The 22,100-nt window shown below is 64.3% G+C and carries 23 protein-coding genes; 17 read left to right on the top strand and 6 right to left on the bottom strand.

Features of this window, described 5'->3' with window-relative positions; genetic code table 11:
- Positions 1 to 13: 13 nt before the first annotated feature.
- The 3 genes from ABIB26_RS06935 to glmS are packed head-to-tail and all read right to left on the bottom strand — an operon-like array spanning position 14 to position 3,829.
- Positions 14 to 1,528, bottom strand: a complete 1,515-nt coding sequence (locus ABIB26_RS06935) for an NAD(P)H-hydrate epimerase (RefSeq protein WP_354240803.1) — start codon at positions 1,526 to 1,528, stop codon at positions 14 to 16.
- Positions 1,529 to 1,584: 56 nt separating this feature from the next.
- The gene (locus ABIB26_RS06930; RefSeq protein WP_043482943.1) at positions 1,585 to 1,932 is read right to left on the bottom strand and encodes a holo-ACP synthase; all 348 of its coding nucleotides are present in this window, start codon (positions 1,930 to 1,932) and stop codon (positions 1,585 to 1,587) included.
- Positions 1,933 to 1,936: 4 nt separating this feature from the next.
- A complete protein-coding gene (glmS, locus tag ABIB26_RS06925) occupies positions 1,937 to 3,829 on the bottom strand; it encodes a glutamine--fructose-6-phosphate transaminase (isomerizing) (RefSeq protein ID WP_354240801.1) in 1,893 nt (630 codons plus the stop codon).
- 135 nt (positions 3,830 to 3,964) lie between these two features.
- Between glmS and coaA the strand changes: the two genes are divergently transcribed.
- Together coaA and ABIB26_RS06915 are read left to right on the top strand one after the other, a co-directional pair.
- Complete coding sequence (gene coaA, locus ABIB26_RS06920; RefSeq protein WP_354240799.1) at positions 3,965 to 4,930, top strand: type I pantothenate kinase; 966 nt, start codon at positions 3,965 to 3,967, stop codon at positions 4,928 to 4,930.
- A gap of 5 nt (positions 4,931 to 4,935) precedes the next feature.
- Complete coding sequence (locus ABIB26_RS06915; protein ID WP_354240797.1) at positions 4,936 to 5,883, top strand: M15 family metallopeptidase; 948 nt, start codon at positions 4,936 to 4,938, stop codon at positions 5,881 to 5,883.
- Positions 5,884 to 5,891: 8 nt separating this feature from the next.
- Here ABIB26_RS06915 and glmM read toward each other — a convergent pair whose 3' ends face one another.
- The 3 genes from glmM to rplM all read right to left on the bottom strand — a co-directional run bounded on the left by glmM (position 5,892) and on the right by rplM (position 8,390).
- Positions 5,892 to 7,253, bottom strand: coding sequence for a phosphoglucosamine mutase (gene glmM / locus ABIB26_RS06910; RefSeq protein ID WP_354240796.1), 1,362 nt, complete (start codon positions 7,251 to 7,253; stop codon positions 5,892 to 5,894).
- Positions 7,254 to 7,400: 147 nt separating this feature from the next.
- Positions 7,401 to 7,910, bottom strand: coding sequence for a 30S ribosomal protein S9 (gene rpsI, locus ABIB26_RS06905; protein WP_354240794.1), 510 nt, complete (start codon positions 7,908 to 7,910; stop codon positions 7,401 to 7,403).
- Positions 7,911 to 7,946: 36 nt separating this feature from the next.
- Positions 7,947 to 8,390: a 50S ribosomal protein L13 gene (rplM, locus tag ABIB26_RS06900; protein ID WP_015937805.1), complete on the bottom strand. Its 444-nt coding sequence runs from the start codon at positions 8,388 to 8,390 to the stop codon at positions 7,947 to 7,949.
- A 295-nt stretch (positions 8,391 to 8,685) separates the two neighbouring features.
- On the opposite strand from rplM, the gene ABIB26_RS06895 reads away from it, so the two are divergent.
- The 15 genes from ABIB26_RS06895 (at position 8,686) to ABIB26_RS06825 (ending at position 22,093) form a co-directional block, all read left to right on the top strand.
- Entirely contained in the window at positions 8,686 to 9,351 is a 666-nt protein-coding gene (locus tag ABIB26_RS06895; protein WP_354240792.1) for a prepilin peptidase, read from the top strand.
- 269 nt (positions 9,352 to 9,620) lie between these two features.
- On the top strand, positions 9,621 to 9,830 hold the full coding sequence (locus ABIB26_RS06890; protein WP_354240790.1) for a Flp family type IVb pilin: 210 nt from the start codon (positions 9,621 to 9,623) through the stop codon (positions 9,828 to 9,830).
- Positions 9,831 to 9,952: 122 nt separating this feature from the next.
- Positions 9,953 to 10,357, top strand: a complete 405-nt coding sequence (locus ABIB26_RS06885) for a TadE/TadG family type IV pilus assembly protein (RefSeq protein ID WP_354240788.1) — start codon at positions 9,953 to 9,955, stop codon at positions 10,355 to 10,357.
- Entirely contained in the window at positions 10,345 to 11,355 is a 1,011-nt protein-coding gene (locus ABIB26_RS06880; protein ID WP_354240786.1) for a pilus assembly protein TadG-related protein, read from the top strand. The genes ABIB26_RS06885 and ABIB26_RS06880 overlap by 13 nt, the downstream gene beginning before the upstream one ends.
- Before the next feature lie 19 nt (positions 11,356 to 11,374).
- Entirely contained in the window at positions 11,375 to 12,160 is a 786-nt protein-coding gene (gene cpaB, locus ABIB26_RS06875) for a Flp pilus assembly protein CpaB (RefSeq protein WP_354240784.1), read from the top strand.
- Positions 12,157 to 13,362 carry a CpaE/TadZ family protein gene (locus ABIB26_RS06870; RefSeq protein ID WP_354240783.1) on the top strand — a complete coding sequence of 402 codons (1,206 nt, stop codon included), beginning with the start codon at positions 12,157 to 12,159 and terminating at the stop codon, positions 13,360 to 13,362. Before cpaB (ABIB26_RS06875) ends, ABIB26_RS06870 begins: the two co-directional genes overlap by 4 nt.
- Positions 13,359 to 14,831 (top strand): TadA family conjugal transfer-associated ATPase, encoded by a 1,473-nt coding sequence (locus ABIB26_RS06865; protein ID WP_354240781.1) that lies wholly within the window; start codon positions 13,359 to 13,361, stop codon positions 14,829 to 14,831. Before ABIB26_RS06870 ends, ABIB26_RS06865 begins: the two co-directional genes overlap by 4 nt.
- A 62-nt stretch (positions 14,832 to 14,893) precedes the next feature.
- Positions 14,894 to 15,784 (top strand): type II secretion system F family protein, encoded by an 891-nt coding sequence (locus tag ABIB26_RS06860; RefSeq protein WP_354240779.1) that lies wholly within the window; start codon positions 14,894 to 14,896, stop codon positions 15,782 to 15,784.
- 13 nt (positions 15,785 to 15,797) lie between these two features.
- A complete protein-coding gene (locus ABIB26_RS06855; RefSeq protein WP_354240777.1) occupies positions 15,798 to 16,679 on the top strand; it encodes a type II secretion system F family protein in 882 nt (293 codons plus the stop codon).
- A gap of 257 nt (positions 16,680 to 16,936) precedes the next feature.
- Positions 16,937 to 17,167 (top strand): Flp family type IVb pilin, encoded by a 231-nt coding sequence (locus tag ABIB26_RS06850; protein ID WP_354240775.1) that lies wholly within the window; start codon positions 16,937 to 16,939, stop codon positions 17,165 to 17,167.
- Between the two features lie 105 nt (positions 17,168 to 17,272).
- On the top strand, positions 17,273 to 17,677 hold the full coding sequence (locus ABIB26_RS06845) for a TadE/TadG family type IV pilus assembly protein (RefSeq protein ID WP_354240773.1): 405 nt from the start codon (positions 17,273 to 17,275) through the stop codon (positions 17,675 to 17,677).
- On the top strand, positions 17,665 to 18,633 hold the full coding sequence (locus ABIB26_RS06840; protein WP_354240771.1) for a pilus assembly protein TadG-related protein: 969 nt from the start codon (positions 17,665 to 17,667) through the stop codon (positions 18,631 to 18,633). Before ABIB26_RS06845 ends, ABIB26_RS06840 begins: the two co-directional genes overlap by 13 nt.
- Positions 18,630 to 19,409 (top strand): Flp pilus assembly protein CpaB, encoded by a 780-nt coding sequence (gene cpaB / locus ABIB26_RS06835; protein WP_354240769.1) that lies wholly within the window; start codon positions 18,630 to 18,632, stop codon positions 19,407 to 19,409. Before ABIB26_RS06840 ends, cpaB (ABIB26_RS06835) begins: the two co-directional genes overlap by 4 nt.
- Complete coding sequence (locus ABIB26_RS06830; protein WP_354240767.1) at positions 19,406 to 20,608, top strand: CpaE/TadZ family protein; 1,203 nt, start codon at positions 19,406 to 19,408, stop codon at positions 20,606 to 20,608. Before cpaB (ABIB26_RS06835) ends, ABIB26_RS06830 begins: the two co-directional genes overlap by 4 nt.
- A complete protein-coding gene (locus ABIB26_RS06825) occupies positions 20,609 to 22,093 on the top strand; it encodes a TadA family conjugal transfer-associated ATPase (RefSeq protein ID WP_502913629.1) in 1,485 nt (494 codons plus the stop codon).
- The last annotated feature ends 7 nt before the right edge of the window (positions 22,094 to 22,100 follow it).

Genomic DNA, 22,100 nt, shown 5'->3' with positions numbered 1-22,100 from the left:
TCGGGGCGCTTCATTACCACTCCCGCAGCACCCCCGGCAGGGCCCGGGCGATGGCACTGGCGGTCACGGGTCCCCCGGCCGAGGCGCGGCTTCCCGCCCGTCCGTGCAGGCTCGCGGCCATGGCGGCAATCGCCGCCCATCTTTCGTCGGGATCGATGCCACGCTCACCGAATCGCCCGACGTCGGCACCCAGTTGGGCAAGCAGGGCACCGATGACTCCGGCCAGGACGTCGCCGCTGCCTGCCGTGGCGAGCCAGGGTGTGCCCTCGGCCTGGCTGTAGAAGTCCTGGAAGGGGGAGGCAACGAGGGTGGTCGCTCCCTTGAGCAGCACCGTGGCTTCGGTCAGACCCGCGGCCCGCCGCACCGCGCTGAGCGTGGAAGCTTCTACCGCCGAGCGGTCCAGGGCAACCCCGAGTCGCTGGAGCAATGACGCCAGTTCGCCGGCGTGGGGTGTCAGGATTACCTGGGGGGCCAGCACATCAGGCAGGGCCGGCAATGCGCCGGCGTCGGCAATCGTCGGCAGGCCCGAGTCTGCGGCGTCGCGGGCGCGCTGCAACTGCTGCTCATCGGAGTCATCCAGCCCGGAGCCCACCAGCCAGGCCTGGACGTGCGTATCGGCCACGGTTCCGGCGCTGCACACAATCTCAGGGCACGCCTGGCGGACGAGATCGGCGACGTCCTGCGGCCCAAGGTAACGCACCATGCCGACGCCGGCTGCCAGGGCGCCCTTGCAGGCCAGCACGGCGGCGCCGGGATAAGCACTGGAGCCTGCGACCACCCCGAGCACTCCCCTGGAGTACTTGTGCGCCCGCCGTTCGGGGCGTGGCAGCAGGGCGGAAAGATCCTCGGGCTCAAGCCGTCGCAGGGCCGGCCACGGGAGCCCTGCTTCGATGCCGATGGGAATGACCTGTACGCGGCCGGCGAAGTCCGCTCCGGGGTCTGCCAGCAGGCCGGCCTTGGCGGCGCCGAACGTCACCGTGACATCGGCGGCCAGCACCGGCGCGTGCGCTTCCCCGGTGTCGGCGTCGACGCCGCTGGGAATGTCGCAGGCAACCACCAGCCCGGGGCGGGAACGCCCCAGCTTCTGCATCAGCGCCGCCGCGGGTCCCCTGAGCCCGCCTTGGGCGCCCGTTCCGAGGACCGCGTCAATCACGACGCCGGTACGCGCGGCCGCCGCTGACACTTCCGCGACGTTTGCGGGTGTCAGGCGCAGCACCCGCCCGCCGGCTCGTTCGAAGGCCGCGAGGCCTTCCGCGTGGGCGTCGCCCGCGGTGAGCACCGCGGTCGTCCGCATTCCCCGGCCGGCCAGCAGCGCGGCGGCGAACAGTCCGTCGCCGCCGTTGTTGCCCTTGCCCGCGAGCACCGTCACGCCGGCGCCGTAGAGCCGCTCCCCGCGACGCTGCAGCTCACGGACCACGGCGTTGGCCAGTCCGTAGGCGGCCCGCTGCATCAGGACAGCGCCCGCACCTTTATCCAGGAGGCGCTGTTCAGCCTCGCGTATCTGGGTTCCGGTGTAGGCGCTGATCATGATTTCAATCCATTCACTGTCGCTGGGAAGTGCCTGGTCCTTCAGCCGGTTCTATGTCAGCCTTCGGCGAGAACCGTTGCGGTGGCGATCCCGCCGTCGTGGCTCATCGAGAGATGCCAGCGCTTGACACCCTTCGACTCGGCCACGGCCAGCACGGTGCCCTTGACCTGGACCGTGGGCCCGTTCTGGTCCAGCCCTATCCAGCAGTCCTGCCAGTTCATCCCGGCCGGAGCCCCAAGGACCTTGGCCACGGCTTCCTTGGCGGCGAACCGGGCGGCCAGGGACCGCGTGTTCAGTTCGCGCTCGGCCGGCACGAACAGCCTGTCGCGCAGCCCGGGGGTGCGCTCCAGCTGCCGGCCGAACCGTTCAATGTCTACGACGTCTACGCCAATGCCAACAATCATGCGGCTATTCTACGGTCACGCTCTTGGCCAGGTTGCGCGGCTGGTCCACGTCATAGCCCTTGGCGGAGGCAAGAGCCAGCGCGAAGATCTGCAGCGGGACCGTGCTGAGCAGCGGCGCCAGCAGCGTGGGAGTCTCCGGGATGTAGAAGACATGCTCGGCGTACGCCTTGACCGCCTCGTCGCCCTCTTCGGCGATCACGATGGTTTTCGCGCCGCGCGCCCGGACTTCCTGGATGTTGGAGACCACCTTGGCATGCAGCGAATCCCGGCCACGCGGTGACGGGACCACGACGAAGACCGGCTGGCCCTCTTCGATCAGGGCGATGGGACCGTGCTTGAGTTCACCGGCCGCGAAGCCTTCAGCGTGGATGTAGGCGAGCTCCTTGAGCTTGAGAGCACCTTCCATGGCCACCGGGAATCCGACGTGACGGCCCAGGAACAGCACCGACTTGGCGTCGGCCATGGAGCGGCCGAGTTCCTTGATCTGGCCTTCGTTGTCCAGGATTTGCTGGATCTTGGCCGGGATCTTTCGGAGGTCGGCCAGGATGTCCTTGATCTCGCCCTGGAACTTGTTGCCGCGCAACTGTGCCAGATACAGGCCCAGCAGGTAGGCGGCCGTGATCTGTGCAAGGAACGACTTGGTGGAGGCGACGGCGATTTCCGGGCCGGCGTGCGTGTAGAGGACGGCATCCGATTCACGCGGGATGGTGGACCCGTTGGTGTTGCAGATGGAGACCGTCTTGGCGCCTTGTTCCTTGGCGTAGCGGACGGCCATGAGCGTGTCCATGGTCTCGCCGGACTGGGAGATGGAGACGATCAGGGTGTTCTCGTCGACGATCGGATCCCGGTAGCGGAATTCGTGCGAGAGCTCCACCTCGGTGGGGATCCGGCACCAGTGCTCAATCGCGTACTTCGCCACCTGCCCGGCGTAGGCGGAAGTGCCGCAGGCCAGGACGATGATCTTGTTGACGCTCTTGAGCAGCTGCGGGTCGATCCGGACTTCGTCCAGCGTCAGCTTGCCGTGGAGGTCGGAGCGGCCCAGCAGGGTCTGCAGCACGGCGTCCGGCTGGTCGTGGATTTCCTTTTCCATGAAGGACGGGAACCCGCCCTTTTCCGCCGAGGCCGGGTCCCAGTCGACCTTGTATTCCTTGCCTTCGGCCGGTGCACCGTAGAAGTCGGTGATCTCCACGGAGTCGGCGGTGATGGTGACGATCTGGTCCTGGCCCAGCTCGACGGCGCGCCGCGTGTAGTCAATGAAACCGGAGACGTCGGAGCCGAGGAAGTTCTCCCCCTCGCCGAGGCCCACCACGAGCGGTGAGTTCCGGCGCGCCGCCACGACGACGTCGGGCTGGTCGGCGTGCACGGCGAGCAGGGTGAAGGCACCTTCGAGTCGCTGGCAGGCAAGCTGCATCGCCTTGGTGAGGCCCCCGTTGGCGGGATCGCCCTTCAGCTGGTTCCGGTAGATATCGCCCAGGAGTGCGGCCGCGACTTCCGTGTCCGTCTCGGAGCGGAATTCCACTCCCTTGGCCACGAGCTCCAGCTTGAGTTCGGCGAAGTTTTCGATGATGCCGTTGTGGATCACGGCCAGCTTCCCGCCGTCGGCCAGGTGCGGGTGCGCGTTCTGGTCCGTCGGGCCACCGTGGGTGGCCCAGCGGGTGTGACCGATGCCGGTCAGGGATTCCGGCAGCGGGCTCGCCTCGAGCTCGGCGATCAAGTTGCTCAGTTTGCCCGACTTCTTGCGCGAGGAAATGGTACCGTCCGCCACGACGGCGATGCCCGCCGAGTCGTAGCCCCGGTACTCCAGGCGCCGCAAGCCCTCGAGGACAACGTCCAGGGCATTGTGTCCAGTATTTGTCCGGCCAGCGGAGTGGCCCACATATCCAACGATTCCACACATGGGCTCAAGCCTAGCCGGTTTCCCGTACCGCCCGCGCAGGATGAGCCGGTGTGACAGCCGTCCCGCTTCGCTCCGGCCGGGTGGTGCGGACCCGTCCATTTCGCTCTCAGGCCGGTGAAGGGCAGAATCTCTAGGGTGACTTTGCAACGCAATGAAGCGAACGGCGACGGCGTCTCCCCGTTCGTGGAGCTGGACCGGCAGACCTGGTCCCGGCTCGCCGCCCAGATGGAGCAGCCCCTCAATGAAGAGGATGTGCTGCGCCTGCGGGGCCTCGGCGATCCGCTCGACATGAAGGAAGTCCGCGAGGTCTACCTCCCCCTGTCCCGGCTCCTGCACCTGTATGTGGAGGCGGCCGGCCAGCTGCACGCTGCGACCACCACTTTCCTCGGCGAGCAGACCCAGCGCACGCCCTTCGTGATCGGCGTCGCCGGCTCGGTTGCGGTGGGCAAGTCCACCATCGCCCGTGTGCTCCGGGAAATGCTCCGGCGCTGGCCCGGCACGCCCAACGTAGAACTCATCACCACGGACGGTTTCCTCTACCCGCTGGCCGAACTCAAGCGCCGCCAACTGCTGGAACGCAAGGGCTTTCCCGAGTCTTATGACCGCCGGGCGCTGCTGCGCTTTGTGAGCGAAATCAAAGGCGGCGCCGAGGAAGTCCGGGCGCCGTGGTACTCCCACGTGACGTATGACATTGTGCCGGGCAGGGAAGTCGTGGTCCGGCGCCCCGACGTGCTGATCGTGGAGGGACTCAATGTCCTGGCACCGGCCCGGCCCCGGCACGACGGCCGGCAGGGCCTGGCGCTGAGTGACTTCTTCGACTTTTCCATCTATGTTGATGCCAAAACGAGCTACATCGAGGAGTGGTACGTGGACCGTTTCCGCAAGTTGCGCACCACGGCCTTTGCGCAGCCGGAGTCCTACTTCCACCGCTACGCCACGCTCTCGGACGCCGAGGCCGAGCAGACTGCCCGGGATATCTGGAAGCGCATCAACGAGCCGAACCTGGAGGAAAACGTCCTCCCCACCCGGGGTCGGGCCCAGCTGGTCCTCACCAAGGACGCCGACCATTCCATCCGGCGCATGCTTCTGAGGAAGGTGTAGCACAGGTGTGCCACGACGCCGCCGGCGGCCCGGCAGCCGTGCCGGACTCCGGCCAGGCAATCCCCAGCCGGCGCGCCTTCAGCCGCTTGTTCCTGGCCGGTTCCGGCCTGACGGCCCTCGCCGCCTGCGCCCCCGGAGCGCCCCAGCCGCCGTCGTCCGCGTCTGCCTCCGGCCTGGCCTCCAGCACGGCAGGCACGACGGCGACGCCGGTCCCCGGTGCCAGCGTGCCCCCGCCCGCCTCGGCCTCCGCGGCGGCCGGCGCCGGCGAGCCGGTCCCGGGCAGTACCCCGACCACGGAGTCCACCCCGGCGGTCCCGGAGTCCACCGCACCGGTGGACGCGGCAGCGCCCCTGCATTCGCTCAGTGATCCGGCGAGTCCGTGGGTGGTCGTCAACAAGCACCGGCCGCTCTCGCCCTCCACCTACAAGCCGGCAGACCTCGTCCGGCCCGCCGTTCGCCTCGCGGTCTCCGGCGAAGCCGCACAGCTCAACAGCACGACGGCGGCAGCTGCGGAGAAGATGTTTGCGGCCGCGGCCGGGGCCGGCGTCACCATGACGCTCGCCAGCGGATACCGTTCCTATGCCACGCAAGCGGCCACCTACAACGGCTATGTGAAATCGCAGGGACAGGCCGCGGCGGACACCGCCTCCGCCCGTCCGGGCCATTCCGAGCATCAGACAGGCTGGTCTTTCGACATCGGCGACGGCGGCGGGGCGTGCAGTTTCCAGCCGTGCTTCGCCGATCAGCCGGCAGCAGTCTGGGCGAAGGCCAATGCCCACCTGTTCGGATTCGTGGTGCGCTACCCCTGGATGCGCCAAGGCATCACCGGCTATTACTACGAGCCCTGGCATCTGCGTTACATCGGATCCGCGGCAGTCATCGAGATGAAGAACCGGGGCGTCGAAACGCTGGAGGAGTACTTCGGCCTCGAGGCTGCGCCAGCCTACCTGTAGCGGACCGCTCAGTCGGAAACGAGGGCCAGGGCCAGTTCGGTCCGGACCACCTGCGCCAGACGTTCAGCCACGGCCTGGGCGGTCGCCTCATCCCCTGCCTCCACCATGACGCGCACCACCGGTTCGGTGCCGGAGGGACGCAGGAGGACGCGTCCGGTGTCGCCGAGTTCGGCTTCGGCGCGGGCCACGGCCTCGGCCACCGCCTGGTCGCCGTTCACCCGGGTGCGGTCGACGCCCTTGACGTTGATGAGGACCTGCGGGAGCTTGGTCATCACTGTAACCAGGTCCTTCAGCGGACGTCCCGTGAGCGCCACCTGGGCGGCAAGCTGCAGGCCCGTGAGGACGCCGTCGCCGGTGGTGGCATGGTCGGCAAAGATGACATGGCCGGACTGCTCGCCGCCGAGGTTGAAGCCGCCTGCGCGCATTTCCTCCAGCACGTAGCGGTCACCCACACCGGTTTCGCGGAGGCTGATTCCGGCCGCGCGGAGCGCGATCTTGAGTCCGAGGTTGCTCATCACGGTCGCCACCAGGACATCGTCCTTGAGCTTCCCTGCAGCCTTCAGCGCAACGGCGAGGACGGCCATGATCTCGTCGCCATCCACTTCGTTGCCCTCGTGGTCCACTGCCAGGCAGCGGTCCGCGTCGCCGTCGTGCGCAATGCCCAGGTCTGCCCCGTGTTCCAGGACGGCGCGCTTCAGCGGCCCCAGGTGGGTTGAGCCGACGCCCTCATTGATATTGAGGCCGTCCGGTTCGGCGCCGATCACAATCACATCAGCGCCCGCGTCCTTGAAGACGTGCGGGGAACAGCCGCTGGCTGCTCCGTGGGCGCAGTCCAGGACCACCTTGAGCCCATCCAGGCGGTGCGGCAGGGTGCCCAGCAGGTGCACGATATACCGGTCCTCGGCGTCCGAGAAGCGCTGGATGCGGCCCACGTCGCCGCCGACGGGCCGGATGGGATCCTTGCCCAGCTGCTCCTCGATGGCGTTCTCGACGTCGTCGGGAAGTTTCTGGCCGCCGCGGGCGAAGAACTTGATGCCGTTGTCGGGGGCGGGGTTGTGGGAGGCGGAGATCATCACGCCGAAGTCTGCGTCCAGATCGGCCACCAGGTAGGCCGCTGCCGGGGTGGGGAGCACGCCGGCGTCGTAGACGTCGATCCCGGAGCTGGAGAGTCCCGCTTCCACGGCAGCCGCGAGGAACTCGCCGCTGGCGCGGGGGTCACGGGCCACCACGGCGCGCGGCCGCTTCCCGGTGGTATTGCGGTCATGGCCCAGCACGACGGCGGCCGCCTGAGCCAGCTGCAACGCCAGCTCGGCGGTCAGCAGGCCGTTCGCCAAGCCTCGGACACCATCTGTTCCAAATAATCTAGACATCGGGTCAAGTTTAGACGATGGGACGGAAATTCTGGCCCCGGGGTCCGTTCGCGGGACGAAGTGGACGGCTTAAAAGGCGAAAGCCCGCCCCGCCACAAAGGGCGGAACGGGCTTTCGTGCAAGCACACTATGTGCCTGGAAGCGGAATTAGCGCTTGGAGTACTGCTGAGCCTTGCGGGCCTTCTTGAGACCAGCCTTCTTACGCTCGATGACGCGTGCGTCACGGCGGAGGTATCCGGCCTTCTTCAGGGTGGCGCGGTTGTTCTCGGTGTCGATCTCGTTCAGTGAACGGGCGATGCCGAGGCGCAGGGCACCGGCCTGGCCGGAAATGCCGCCACCGTGGATGCGGGCCATGACGTCGTAGGCGCCATCAAGATCAAGGATCTTGAAGGGTTCGTTGACATCCTGCTGGTGCAGCTTGTTCGGGAAGTAGTTGGCCAGGTCGCGGCCGTTGATGGTCCACTTGCCGGTGCCGGGCACGATGCGAACGCGTGCGACGGCTTCCTTACGACGGCCAACTGCTGCGCCGGCGACGGTGAGTGCCGGGCGTTCCTTCTTGGGCGCTTCTGCTTCCGCAGGACCGCTTTCCGAGGTGTAGCTGGTCAGGTTTTCCTCAGCCACGACGGCCTCGGTGGTCAGTTCTTCGTTCTGAGCCACGATTCTCCTTGATTAAAAGTTGGTTGGTGGCCAGGACTACTGGGCGACCTGGGTGATTTCAAAAGTCTTGGGCTGCTGGGCGGCGTGCGGGTGCTCTGCACCGCGGTAGACCTTCAGCTTGCCCAGCTGCTGTGCAGCGAGGGAGTTCTTGGGGAGCATGCCCTTGATGGCCTTCTCCACAGCGCGGACCGGATTGGATTCCAGCAGCTCTGCGTAGTTGACGGAGGTCAGGCCGCCCGGGTAGCCGGAGTGGCGGTATGCGCGCTTCTGCTCCAGCTTGGCGCCGGTGAGGGCAACCTTTTCAGCGTTGATGATGATGACGAAGTCGCCCATGTCCATGTGGGACGCAAAGGTGGCCTTGTGCTTGCCGCGCAGCAGGATTGCGGTCTGGCTCGCGAGACGACCAAGGACAACGTCTGTGGCGTCAATGACGTGCCACTGGCGGTTGATATCGCCGGGCTTCGGGGTGTACGTACGCACGGTGTTTGCCTCGTTCTTGTTCTGGCGTTCTTGTTTTAGGCGTCACGCGGAGGTGCACCTACTATCTATGCGCTACCGGAACAGAGGTGAGGACTCTATCTAACCAGTCATCCTGAGGTCTCGAATGTGTACGTTGAGTAGCTATCCTGCAACCGGATTCCCAAGCGGACACGCATCATCGAGAAAGGACACGCACAACGACTACCAAGAATAGCGGAAGTGGGGCGGCTCGGTCAAAATGGGGTGTCCGGATGCATCCCGCCCGCCGCCGGCCCGCCGCATCCCTGGAGGTACCGTGTCCGATCCCGCCGTTGCAGACTCCGCATCCCTGCTGTTCATTGCCGGAACCGGGCTGGCCGGCCTGGGCCTCGGACTGCTTAGCGACCTGCTCGTCCGCCGGATACTGCCGCAGCTTGCCGGCGCACCTTCCACCCCGCTGAGAATCACGACGACGGCCCTCACCTTTGTATTGTCCGCCCTGCTCGGGTGGCGTTTCGGCGCTTCTCCGGAGCTGGCGGCTTATCTGGTCCTGGTAGTCACCGGCGTGCAGTTGTCCCGGATCGATATGTTCCACCATCTGCTGCCCGACCGGCTCGTCCTGCCGCTGCTGGCGGCGGGATTGGTCCTGCTGACCGTCTCCGCCGGAGCACACGGAGCTTCGGAAAACCTGCTGCGGGGCGTGGCTGGCGCCGCAATATTGTTCGTTTTGTACCTCTTCATGGCCCTGACCAGCCGAAACGGTCTTGGAATGGGCGATGTGAAGCTCGCGGCACCCCTCGGGCTGTACTTAGGCTACCTAGGCTGGTCACAGCTGTTCTACGGAGCGGCCCTGGGCTTCGTGGCGGGCGGCATCGCCTCGGTGGTGCTCGTGCTGAAAAACCGCGGAAACAAGCCACGGGAAGTCGCCTACGGCCCGTCCATGCTGGCGGCCGGCCTCGCCGCTATTCTGCTGCTTCCATAGGCCTGGCTGCGCCCCGCGCGACGGCGTCAATAGCAAGCCGGCTTATCAAACCAAGTACTCACGCGCCTGCCATCGCATGAAACTGAGTACACCTCCCGCATGCGGGCAAGTGGTAGCTCCATATTCCTTCCAAAAGTCGAGTATCCGGATTCATTGCGCCGCCCTAACTGGCCGTGCAAATGTTTTCCCAACGGAACTCCAGCGAATAAGCAATCGGGGATTTGCTGGAATTTCGTAAATTTACTCACACTCTGGAAAAGGAAAATAAAATGACTGGCCTCATGGTCTCAATGCTCTCTTTCATCGCCGGTGTCAAGAACAAGTTCGAATCCGAAAAGGGCGCCACCGCCACGGAATACTCGCTGCTCGTGGCCTTCATCGCATTCGCGGTCATCGGCGGCGCCACCATCTTCGGCAAAGATCTGAGCAGCTGGTTCGAAACGCTCGGCGGCACCGTCAAGGGATGGTCCAACAAGTAGCCCCTCGCCGGCACTCGGGAAGATTTCGTCAGGTCTCAGCAACACCCGGTGTGCCGCGTCCGTGTATCGCGGACGCGGCACACTCTTCCTTCTTTAGCTGCATCTATCCCTGGGGGGATCAAATGAAACGCAGCAGTTCAAGAGCGCCCGGGTCTCTGGGGCAAGGGCGTGAGCGTGGCGCGGCAGCCGTCGAGTTTGCTCTTGTAGCACCCATCTTGCTGGCCCTGGTTGGTGGCATCGTCGAATTCTCACATGCCTACAACCTGCAGATTTCTGTCACCCAGGCCGCCCGGGAGGCGGCCCGGACCATGGCGATCGAGAATGACCAGGGCTTGGCCCGGGCGGCCGCCGTGGCTGGTGCGCCAGGACTGGATCCTGCGGCTTTTGGCTTCACTATCTCGCCGGGCGCCTGCGCAACCGGCGTCAATGCCACGGTGACTGTCACCTACACCGCCAAAACCCTAACGGGGCTGTTGGGTAGCAGTCTCACCCTCGAAGGCGTAGGAGCCATGCGATGCGGCGGCTGATGCGCAGCCCCGACAACGAGCGTGGTGCGACCGGGGTCCTGGTTGCCGTCATGATGCTGGTACTCATGGGCGCCGGCGCCATGGCGGTTGACGTGGGCCAGATCTACGCCGAGCGCGCGCAGCTGCAGAACGGCGCCGATGCCGGCGCCATGGCCGTCGCTCGGCGTTGCCAGAAGGCCGGCGGCTGCACGGTGCCGCAAGCCATGGCCTGGGCAACGGAGCTCTCCGGGCCGAACGCCAACGACGGCGCAACGACGGTTGATTCGGTGGACCTGTCTGTCCCGCACCAGGTTACGGTGGTCACTTCAACGCTCAACGGCACCAGCGGTGCAGGATTTCTCACCAAGATGTTCGCCAGCGCGCTCAACGCACCACCAGTGACGGTCCGGGCAGGCGCCATTGCCATCTGGCAGGACACCACTGCAGCAGGAGCGTTTCCCCTCGTATTCGACCAATGCCAAATCACACCGGCGTATGCGCCCCTGGCAACAACGGTACTCATCAAGGAGCACGGCAAGAGCCCCTGCGTGGGGAGCCCGTCCGGGCACCATATTCCGGGCGGATTTGGCTGGCTCGCCGAGGCCGGAGTCTGCGATATCGGCGCTGGCGCTGATGGGTGGGTCGGATCCAATACCGGAAATAGCAAGCTTCCGGCAGACTGTGCGGCCACCTTGGACGCCTGGCGGACAGCGATTGACCACTCGAAAAAGCGGTATGCAACGGCCTTCTTCCCAATTTTCGATGACGGAGACAAAGGGGGAAAAGACGGCCGCTTCCATCTGTCCGGCTTTGCAAGAGTTGAAATCCACGGCTGGTCATTCGTGAAAGACGTTGACGGCCTGTCGGCTCCAAAGGCGGACCCGGCATGCGCAGCGCTCTTCAAGACGGGCAGCGACCTGGGCATCTGTGGTCAGTTCCAGGAGTTCATTCCCTGGGCCGACCGGGGCTCAGAGAGAGGTCCCTACTACTTGAATTCCGTCGTCAAACTCATTAAATAGTGCTCTAAAGGGGAATGAAATGAAAACACGCCTGCTGGGGGGCATCGCCGCATTAGTTGTGGCGATAATCGGAACCGTATTGCTGGTCTCCTATGTTCAGAATGCCGATAAACGCGCACTAGCCAACACTGAAACAGAAGACGTCTACATCGTCCAGAAGTCCATACCGGCCGGATCGTCCGCAGACGCGATTGCGGGATCGGTGGCCCGGAAAGCGGTCCCGCAGCTCGCGCTTGCCGACAACAACGTCACCGACCTTGGTTCCCTCGGATCGAAGGTCACGGCCGTGGCACTGATGCCGGGCGAACAGCTCCTTTCCACGCGGATGGTGGAGCAGAATGCATTCCTTGGCCCCTCACGCGTCCAGGTACCCGCAGGGCTCCAGGAAATCACCCTGAAGCTGCCCATTGAACGAGTAGTCGGCGGCAAGTTGATGGCCGGCGACACCGTGGGCGTATTCATTTCCCTCGAAGAGGCCGCCACAGGCGCCGATGGCCAAGCGAAGTCGAGCAAAACACAGCTGAGCTTCCACAAGGTACTCGTGACCGCCGCTCAGTTCAGCGACGGTGCCGCCGCCCAGGCCGACATCTCGGATTCGAAGTCGGGTACGAGCCAAGCCTCCTCAACATCCAGCAGTAAGGCACAGAGCGACGGGACGTATCTGATCACCGTCGCCAGGAACTCGGCCGACGCCGAACGGATTGTCTTCGCAGCCGAGTTCGGAAAGGTCTACCTGTCCAAGGAACCGGGCGATGCTGTCGAAACAAGCGCCGGCTTCGTCGATACGGCAAGGCTGTTCCGATGAGCCGCTTTGTATTGATCACGCCGAACGGCGACTTTGAGCGGCTGGTCCGTCTGGCCATCGCCGGAATGCACGGCTCGCTGCATGTCTTCCAGGCTGACTACCTTCCCTCGGGACCGGCAGACATCCTGCGCCAGATGGTGGGAGAACCGCCAGAAGTCCTGATCCTCGGCCCCGGCGTGCCGGTGGAGGGATCGCTCAAGCTGGCATCTGTGATGGACCTTCAGTATCCGGAAGTGAGCGTGGTTCTTGCAACCCCGAACACACCGGAGACGGTACTTCAGGCGATGCGGGCCGGAGTCCGGGATCTGCTGGACCCTGGTGCCGATCCTGATACCATCCGCGTCATGCTGGAGCGGGCAAGCCTTGCCGCAGCCGGACGGCGGAGAGGGCTTGCGCCGCAGGCCTCCGAGCACGCCGATCATGGCGGGGCCGGCCGGATCATCGCGGTGATGTCGCCTAAAGGCGGTGTTGGCAAGACAACGGTGGCAACCAACATCGCCGTAGGACTCGGCAAAACAACTCCGATGGGCGTGGTGATTGTCGACCTTGACCTCCAGTTCGGTGACGTAGCCAGCGGTCTGCTGCTCGAGCCGGAGTTCACCATCACCGACGCTGTGATGGGCGCTGCCAGCCAGGACTCTATGGTCCTCAAGACCTACCTCACCGTTCATCCGGCTGGCATCTATGCTCTGTGCGCCCCTCGCACTCCCGTGGAAATGGACCGAATCACCGCCGCAAACGTCTCGCACCTTTTAGACCAGCTGAGGCAGGAGTTCCGCTACGTCGTGGTGGACACCGCCCCCGGCTTGGGCGAACACGTACTGGCAACCCTGGAGCAGGCAAGCGACGCGGTATGGATTTGTGGCATGGACGTACCCAGCATCCGGGGGCTGCGGACCGGTTTCCAGATCCTGGAGGAACTGAACCTGATCCCGGAACAACGGCACATCGTGCTCAATATGGCAGACCGCCGTGCCGGGCTCAGCCTGAAAGACGTGGAAGCAACGATTGGCGCACCCGTGGACGTGGTGCTACCGCGTTCCAAGACTCTGCCGTTCTCCACGAATAAGGGCGTTCCTGTTCTTCAGGAGGGCAACCGGGACGCCGTTTCCAAGGGGCTGCGCAAACTCGTGGACCGTTTCAAACCCGATTGGGAAGCAAGACCGCACAAGCAACTGCACAGAAGGGCGGTATTCCAGTGAGCCTCACAGAACGATTCCTGCAATTGCGCGGGGAAGCCGTGCCCGGGAAGTCCACAGAAGCGCAGCCGGCACCCGTCGATGTCTTCCAGCCGCAGCCCGCGACCCTGGGCCGGATCCTTGAGGCAAAGACGGCGGCGGAGACACAGTCCGGCATCGTGGAGGTCCAGCAGACTGCTTCCGTCGCCAGTGAAGCACTCAATGCGCTCAAAGAGCGCGCCAGCCAGGCACTGTTCGAGCGATTGGGCGCCAGGATCACCGATTCGTCGATCGAGGAGGCGGAACTTCATCAGTCCGTCAAAGACGAGCTGAAGGCTGTCCTCGAGGAGGAGCAGATACCGCTCTCGGCACTCGAGCGCCAACGCCTGATCCGGGAGATCACGGATGACGTCCTGGGCCACGGACCCATCCAGCGTTTCCTGGACGATCCCTCGGTCACGGAGGTCATGGTCAACCGCTTCGATCAGATCTATGTCGAGAGGGAGGGGCAGCTCACCCTGACAGACACCAAGTTCACCTCGGATGACGCCCTGCGCCGGGTCATCGAAAGGATAGTGTCCAATGTAGGCCGGCGAATCGACGAGTCTTCCCCCCTCGTGGATGCCCGGCTTGCCGACGGCTCCAGGGTCAACGCCATCATTCCGCCCCTGGCGGTGAACGGCCCGGCTCTGACCATCCGGAAATTCGGGCGGGAACCCCTCACTGTCGACAAGCTGATCGCAATGGGCAGCCTTTCGCCGGAGATGGCAGAACTGCTGCGGGCCTGTGTCCTCGCAAGGATGAACATCATCGTTTCCGGCGGCACCGGCACGGGAAAGACCACGCTCTTGAACGTGCTCTCGTCCTTCATCCCCGCCTCGGACAGGATCGTCACCATCGAGGACGCCGTGGAGCTCCAACTGCAGCAGGATCACGTGGTGCGTTTGGAGAGCCGTCCGCAAAACATCGAGGGCAAGGGCGAAGTCTCCATCCGGGATCTGGTCCGCAACTCGCTGCGCATGCGGCCGGACCGGATTGTGGTCGGAGAGGTCCGTGGCGGGGAGTGCCTCGACATGCTCCAGGCAATGAACACCGGCCACGATGGTTCCATTTCGACAGTGCATGCGAACTCCCCCCGGGATGCCATCGCGAGGCTGGAAACCCTCGTGCTGATGGCGGGCATGGATCTGCCGCTGCGGGCAGTCCGTGAACAGGTGGCGTCGGCAGTGAACCTGATCGTCCACATCTCCAGGCTTCGCGACGGCTCGCGCCGCGTCACCCACATCACTGAAGTACAGGGCATGGAAGGGGACATCGTCACGCTGCAGGACGCGTTCGTCTTCGATTACTCGGCGGGCTTGGACGCAAATGGAAAATACCTCGGAAAACCGGTGCCCACTGGAGTCCGGCCACGGTTCACTGACCGCTTTGTCGAGCTCGGCATCGCTATTTCGCCGACGGTGTTCGGCGCCCAGCCGGTCACGGGGCGGTAGCCGTGTTGTCGGAACTCTCGCCCCTCGCCTTCGTTGCGGGCCTCCTTCTGGTATACGCCGCCTTGGCCATCACAATCACCGTCGTCTTCAAGTCGAGGCAAGTATCGCTATCTCGGCGTCGGCCTGATGAAGTGGCCGTCAAGGCATCAAACCTGACCAAGCTCACCGACCAGGCAGTCCACACCTTGAACAAGGGTCTCCGGAGTCGCGGAACCGGCTTGCTCAGCCGGGAAAAGCTCGAAGACGCCGGCTTGAAGAAGCAGCCGGGCGACTATCTGCTGATGGGCGGCTCTGTCACCTTTGTCGTTGTCGTCCTGGGATTCCTCCTGGGAGGACCGTTTTTCGCCCTGCCGATGCTGGTCCTGACTCCGGTTTGCCTGGCGCTGTTCCTTAACGTGCTTGTCTCGCGGCGGCGGAAGAAGTTTGACGAGCAGGTTCCCGATACCCTGCAAATGCTCGCCGGTGGACTCCGGGCCGGGCATAGCCTCTTGCGCTCAGTTGACGCAGCCGCCCAGGAAAGCGAAGCTCCGATGGCGGACGAACTGAACCGAGTCGTCAATGAGACAAGGATCGGCAGGGATCTCGGCGAGTCACTCAACGATGTAGCCCGCCGGACGGACAACGAGGATTTCGGCTCGATAGCGCGAGCCATTGAAATCCATCGCGAGGTCGGCGGAGACCTGGCCGAGGTCCTCGACCATGTGGGCGAGACCATCAGGGATCGGAACCAGATCCGTGGCCAAATCAGGGCGCTGAGCGCGGAGGGCCGAATGTCTGCAATCGTCCTGATGGGACTCCCGGTCGTGATGTTCATTGGGTTGACCTTGTTCAACCCGCTGTACTCCAAGGTCTTCCTGACCACCGTCCCGGGCTACCTGATGGTTGCCGCCGCATTGGTCCTCCTGACCGTGGGTGGATTCTGGCTCAGCCGTCTCATCAAGCCGAAGTTCTGAGAAGGAGATAACCGTGCAAACTATTGCCTACGCCGCCATCCTGGCGGTCATCGCCCCAATCTCAGTCATGACATGGTTCGCGTTCACGGGCGATCGTGCCGGCTTTAGGAACGTTCAGGCAAATCTGGGGAAACGCGTCGACTCGAGCGGATCAACGGACGGTGTCAATGAACAGCTGGCCTCACTGACCAGCAAGGCGATGCCGCATGGCTACGCCTCCTGGCTGGACAGACAGCTCGCGGGTGCCGGCCGGCCCAAGGCATGGCCGCTGGCGCGCGTGATCATGCTCAGGCCGCTGCTGGCCCTGGCCGGAGCCGTGATGGGAATCCTGATTGTTGCCGCTGATCCCTCACCTATCAAGTTTGTCTTGATGGCCGGAATAGCATCCCTGGCCTACTTCCTGCCGGACATTCTCATCCGGAACTACGCAGAAAAGCGCCGTGCTGCGATCAAGATTGCACTCCCTAATACGCTGGACCAGATGCTGATTTCCGTGCAGGCAGGCCTCGGCTTTGAAACGGCCATGGCGCGGGCTGGACAGAACGGCAAGGGCCCCCTTGCTGAAGAGATCATCAGGACCCTGCAGGACATCCAGGTGGGGCGATCCCGCAAGGAAGCATATCTGGCCATGGCACAGCGAGTTGATGTGCCGGATCTCCGATCCTTCGTGCGGGCCGTGGTCCAAGCCGACACCTACGGTATTGCCATCGCCAACGTGCTGAACTCGCAGGCCAAAGACATGCGTGTCAAGCGACGCCAGCGGGCGGAAGAACACGCCATGAAAATGCCAGTCAAGATGCTCTTTCCGCTCATTGGCGCAATTCTTCCCACGCTGTTCATCGTGGTCCTCGGACCCACGGTGCTGAGCATCATGGACGTTTTCTCCAAGAAATAGCCCACCCTCGCTTGCCTGCCCTCCAGGTAAGCCCAAATACCGGACCCCCTCGGATCCAGAGCCGAGGGGGTCCTCCTGTGTGTCCGGACAAAGGCGGCGCCCAGCGCAGGATCCGCGCAGGGAACGCACAGGAAATATGCAGTTTGGAAAGCCTTAGCACAGGATGCGCCAAAGTCGAATCGTCGGCGTGTCGGTGATTGCTAAGTTCCGTTCAGTGCTGGTGCAGGGCCAGCCACCGAACTCGCTCAGGAGTCCACATGCGTTCGTTTTTCTCCAATCTCGCAGCCCGTCTTCGCCGTGACCAGCGCGGTGCCACCGCCGTCGAATACGGCATCATGGTTTCGCTCATCGCCGTCGTGATCATCATCGCAGTCACCGCTCTTGGCGGGACTTTGACCGACACGTTCACCAAGGTCCAGTGCGACATCGGCGGCGGCGGCAAAACTTACACCGCAGGCGCGACCGCCGGAAGCGGCAAGTGCGCCTAACCGCACCGCTGGCTCCGTGCCGGAAGTGAAAAGTGTGGTGGTGGCCCTGAGCCGCCACCACACGCTCGTCTCTGGCAACTGGCACATTCAGGAAGGCGGCTCCGCATGTCCAAGACCTCTGAACGGGGCGCGGTCGCGGTTGAGTTCGCTCTCCTCGCGCCTGTCCTGGTGATGCTGCTGCTCGGCATTATGGAGTTCGGCCGCGCATACAACGTGCAAATCACGCTTTCAAACGCTGCCCGAGAGGGCGTGCGAGTCATGGCCATCAACAATATCCAGTCGGACGCCAAAGCCGCGGCTGTGAGCGCCGCCGCCATCCTCAACCCAGGTGTTCAGGACGGAAAAATTCAATTCAAGTTCCAGACAACGCCCGCAACCACACCCGCACCAACGGCTTGTGCCGCGGGGCGCCAAGTTACCGTGACAATTGACTACAAACTCGCCACGATAACCGGAATCGCCGGGCCGTTTGACATGAAAGGCGTAGGGACGATGCAATGCGGCGGATAGCAGCGCCGGTTGACAGTGAGCGCGGAGGAATCGCAGTCATCGTTGCCCTTCTCATGGTGGTCCTGCTCGGCTTCGCAGCCATCGCCGTTGATGTCGGAATGCTCTACTCCGAGCAAGCGCAACTGCAGAATGGCTCCGACTCGGCGGCCCTGATGCTGGCCCAGAAGTGCGCCAAGAATGTGAACGATTCGGACTGCTCGACCACTTCGACCCTGGCCGCTGATCTGGCAAATAAGAACGCCGTGGACGGAATGAGCAACGTGAAGTCCGTTGTCCTGGACAAGCCAAACCGTAAGGCCACGGTCACCACGGGTGCCAGAGAAACGGGTGGCGCGCCCAACTCAGTGTCGACTCTTATTGCGCGCGCACTTGGCATTCCGAGCTCTGAAGTCACGGCCACCTCGAATGTTCAGTGGGGCACGCCGTCCAAGGGCACCGTGATTGTTCCGTTGGCGATCGCTGAGTGCAAGTTTTCTCCTGACCCCTCTTTTGTTCAAACCCTTAATATGGCTTTCGGGGGATGCGGCGGAATTCCGGGTGGCTTTGGCTGGATCACCGATGAAGCCGACAGCACGTGCAGCGTGAAGATCAGCGCCGGCGCATCAAGCGATCCAGGAATCTGGTTCAGCAGCGATACCGGCGCCCCCCGACCCTCCGATTGCTCTTCCGCGGACATTAGCGCCCTTAGAGATCAAACCGTCCTTCTTCCTCTCTACGCCGTGGCCACGGGAACGGGATCCGGCGGTAAGTATTACGTCAAAGGGTTTGCAGCCTTTCACGTCACCGGATACCACTTTGCCAGTGACAGCTGGACATCCGGCGGGACAATTGCCAACAAGTCCATCCGCGGCTATTTCGTCAAATTCGTTTCCTTGTCCGAAGCCCTCGAACTCGGCAGCGCACCGGACTACGGTACAGCGGTCGTCCGTCTCAGCATTGGAGAACCCGCATCGTGAAGTCACGCTTATTGGCAGGGATAGCCGCACTCGTACTGGCTATCCTCGGGGCGGCCCTGGTGGTCAGCTATGCGCAAGGAGCAGACACCCGGGCGGTGCAGGGCCTCGAACCCGTGGACGTCCTGGTGGTGGCCAAGGCCGTGCCTGCTGGAACCTCCGTGGAGAGTCTCCAGCCATTTCTCGCCACCGAGAAGCTCCCGGGCACTGCCGCGGTAAAGTCTGCGGTGAAGAGCCTCGCCGGCCTGGCCGGCAAGGTCACCGCCGTCGAACTGCTGCCGGGCGAACAACTGCTGGCGGAACGGCTGATCGCGCCGGAGGACCTCAAGGCGAGCGGATCCGTGGAGGTGCCGAAGGGGCTGCAAGAAATCTCTTTCCAGCTCGAGCCGCAGCGCGTAGTCGGCGGCCGGCTGGTACCGGGTGACCACATCGGCATCTTCATATCCTTGAAGAGCGGCGGCATTGAAGCCAAAGCCGATAAGGAAACCACCCAGCTGACCATCCACAAGGTCTTGGTGACCGCGGTACAACGCGCGCCCGTGGCCACACCGTCGCCCCAATCCTCAGCGGCCGGCGGCTCGGCTACTCCCGCCGAGGACACCTCGCTCCCCACCGGAACCTTGCTGCTAACGGTCGCAGTGAACGACGTCGACGCGACGAAGATCGTCTATGCCTCGGAATTCACGGAATACGCCAGTATCTGGCTGAGCAAGGAGCCGCTCGACGCGACGGACGCCGGACGCCCTGGAATCATGACGAAACCGGAGGTCTACAAGTGAGCCGCTTCGTACTCATCACCCCCAACACCGACTTCGATTCCCGGGTCCGCCAAGCCCTGGCCGGCGGGCTCCCGGGCGGTCTGCAGACTTTTGCGTTCGTCAATCCCGCCGACCCCGGCGAGCTGTTCGCAAACCTGAACCAGGAACGTCCCGAGGTGCTGATCCTGGGCCCTGACATTCCGGTGGAGGACGCCCTGCGGCTCGCCACAGTCTTCGACGTGCAACTGCCCGAGCTGAGCGTCATCCTCGTCGGCGAGGCGGATCCGGCCTTCGTCCTGCTCGCCATGCGTGCCGGCATCCGGGACATCCTCAGCCCGGCCGCTGACCCGGCGCAGATCCGGGTGCTCCTGGAACGCGCCTGCCAGTCCTTTGCCAGCCGCAACCGCAACACCAACACCAGCAGCGCAGACAAGAACCCGGAGGGCCGCAAAGGCCTGGTCATCGGCGTATTCTCCCCCAAGGGCGGCGTCGGCAAGACCACGATTGCCACCAACATCGCCATCGGACTGGGCAAAGTGGCGCCGATGAGTGTGGTCATCGTGGATCTGGACCTCCAGTTCGGGGACGTGGCGTCCGGGCTCTACCTCGACCCGGAGCACACCGTGACGGATGCCGTATCCACCTCGGCAAGCCAGGACTCCTTGGTCCTCAAGGCGTTCCTGACCGTCCACCCGGGGAGCATCTATGCCCTGTGCGCTCCAGGGACCCCGGAGGAAGCAGATGACATCACTCCGCACCAGGTCAGCCGGCTGCTCGAGCAGCTCGCGGAACAGTTCCAGTACGTCATCGTGGACACCGCACCCGGGCTGCCGGAGATCGGGCTGGCAGCGCTGGAGCAATGCACGGACGTGGTCTGGGTGACCGCCATGGACGTTCCCAGCATCCGGGGGCTCCGGTCCGGGCTCAATATCCTGCGCAGGCTGGACCTGCTGCCGGAGACCCGGCACGTCGTGCTGAACATGGCCGACTCCAAATCCGGGCTGAGCGTCCAGGACGTTGAAGCGACCATTGGCGCGCCGGTGGACATCAGCATCGCCCGGTCCAAAGCCGTGGCGTTCTCGACCAACCGCGGGATCCCGGTGCTCCAGGACGGACGCAGGGACCCCGCCGTCAAAGGACTCCGGCAGCTCGTGGCACGGTTCGACCCCGCCTGGCGCGCCACGGCCCAGAAGAAGCTCCACCGCCGGGTGGTGGTCTAAGTGAAGCTTTCCGAACGACTCCGGTCCGCCGAAGGAGCTCCCGCCGACGCCCCGCCGGCCGTGTCCACGTCCCGTAGCGGCGGGCCGACGGCGGCACCGCCGGCCGCCGTCGTCGTCGTCGAACCAGCCGTTCCAGTGCCCCACGCCGGCTTCGCGGACCCCCAGGATGTGCCGCGGTCAAAGACGCAGCAGCCTGTCGATGCCTTCGCCGCCCTGAAGCAACGCGCGGCGACTGCCCTGTTTGAACGCATGGGCGCGCGCTTCAACGATTCCGCCGTCAAGGAAGATGAACTCCGTTCCTCGGCCCGGGAGGAACTCACCCGGATTATCGACGCCGAACAGGTCCCGCTCTCGGCCGAAGAGCGTTCCCGCCTCGTCCGCGACGTGGCCGACGACGTGCTCGGCTACGGCCCGCTGCAGCGGCTGTTGGACGATCCTGCGGTCACCGAGATCATGGTCAACCGGATGGACCAGATCTATGTGGAGCGGCAAGGCAAACTGACGCTGACCGGTTCACGTTTCAGCTCCGAAGACCACCTGCGCAAGGTGATCGAGCGCATTGTCTCCAAGGTGGGGCGCCGGATCGATGAGTCATCCCCGCTTGTGGACGCGCGGCTCGAGGACGGTTCCCGCGTCAATGCCGTCATTCCCCCGCTCGCCGTTGGTGGTTCCTCCCTGACCATCCGAAAGTTCAGCAAGGTGCCGCTGACGGTCCGGAACCTGATCGAGTTCGGCACGCTGACCCCGGAAATGGCCGAATTGCTGAACGCCTGCGTCCGGGCCAAGTTGAACATCATCGTGTCAGGCGGTACCGGAACCGGAAAGACGACGCTGCTGAACGTGCTCTCGTCCTTCCTGCCGGACACGGAGCGGATCGTGACGATCGAGGACGCCGTCGAACTCCAGATCCAGCAGCAGCACGTTGTCCGGCTGGAAAGCCGGCCCCCGAACACCGAGGGCAAAGGCGAGGTCACCATCCGCGAGCTCCTGCGGAACTCCCTCCGCATGCGGCCGGACCGGATTGTGGTGGGTGAGGTCCGCGGCGGAGAGTCCCTGGACATGCTGCAGGCTATGAATACCGGCCACGACGGCTCGCTGTCGACGGTGCACTCGAACTCACCCCGCGACGCCGTCGCCCGCCTGGAGACCCTGGTCCTGATGGCGGGTATGGACCTGCCCTTGCGGGCCATCAGGGAGCAGATCGCCTCGGCGGTGAACCTGATCATCCAGATCTCCCGGCTCCGCGATGGAACCCGCCGGATCACCCACGTCACGGAAGTCCAGGGCATGGAAGGGGACATCGTCACGCTCCAGGACGCCTTCGTCTTCGACTACTCCGCAGGCGTTGACGCCCACGGACGTTTCCTCGGCAAGCCGGTCCCCACCGGGATCCGCCCCCGGTTCATCGACCGCTTCGAGGACCTCGGCATCCACGTCTCCCCCAGCGTGTTCGCGGCTCCCCTCACCGCGGTCGGAAAGCCGTGAGCCGGCC

Origin of the sequence: Arthrobacter sp. UYEF20 (assembly GCF_040546335.1) — a bacterium.
Lineage (GTDB): Bacteria > Actinomycetota > Actinomycetes > Actinomycetales > Micrococcaceae > Arthrobacter.
Note: the sequence above shows the minus strand (reverse complement) of the source record. Positions and strands in the feature narration are given on the sequence as shown.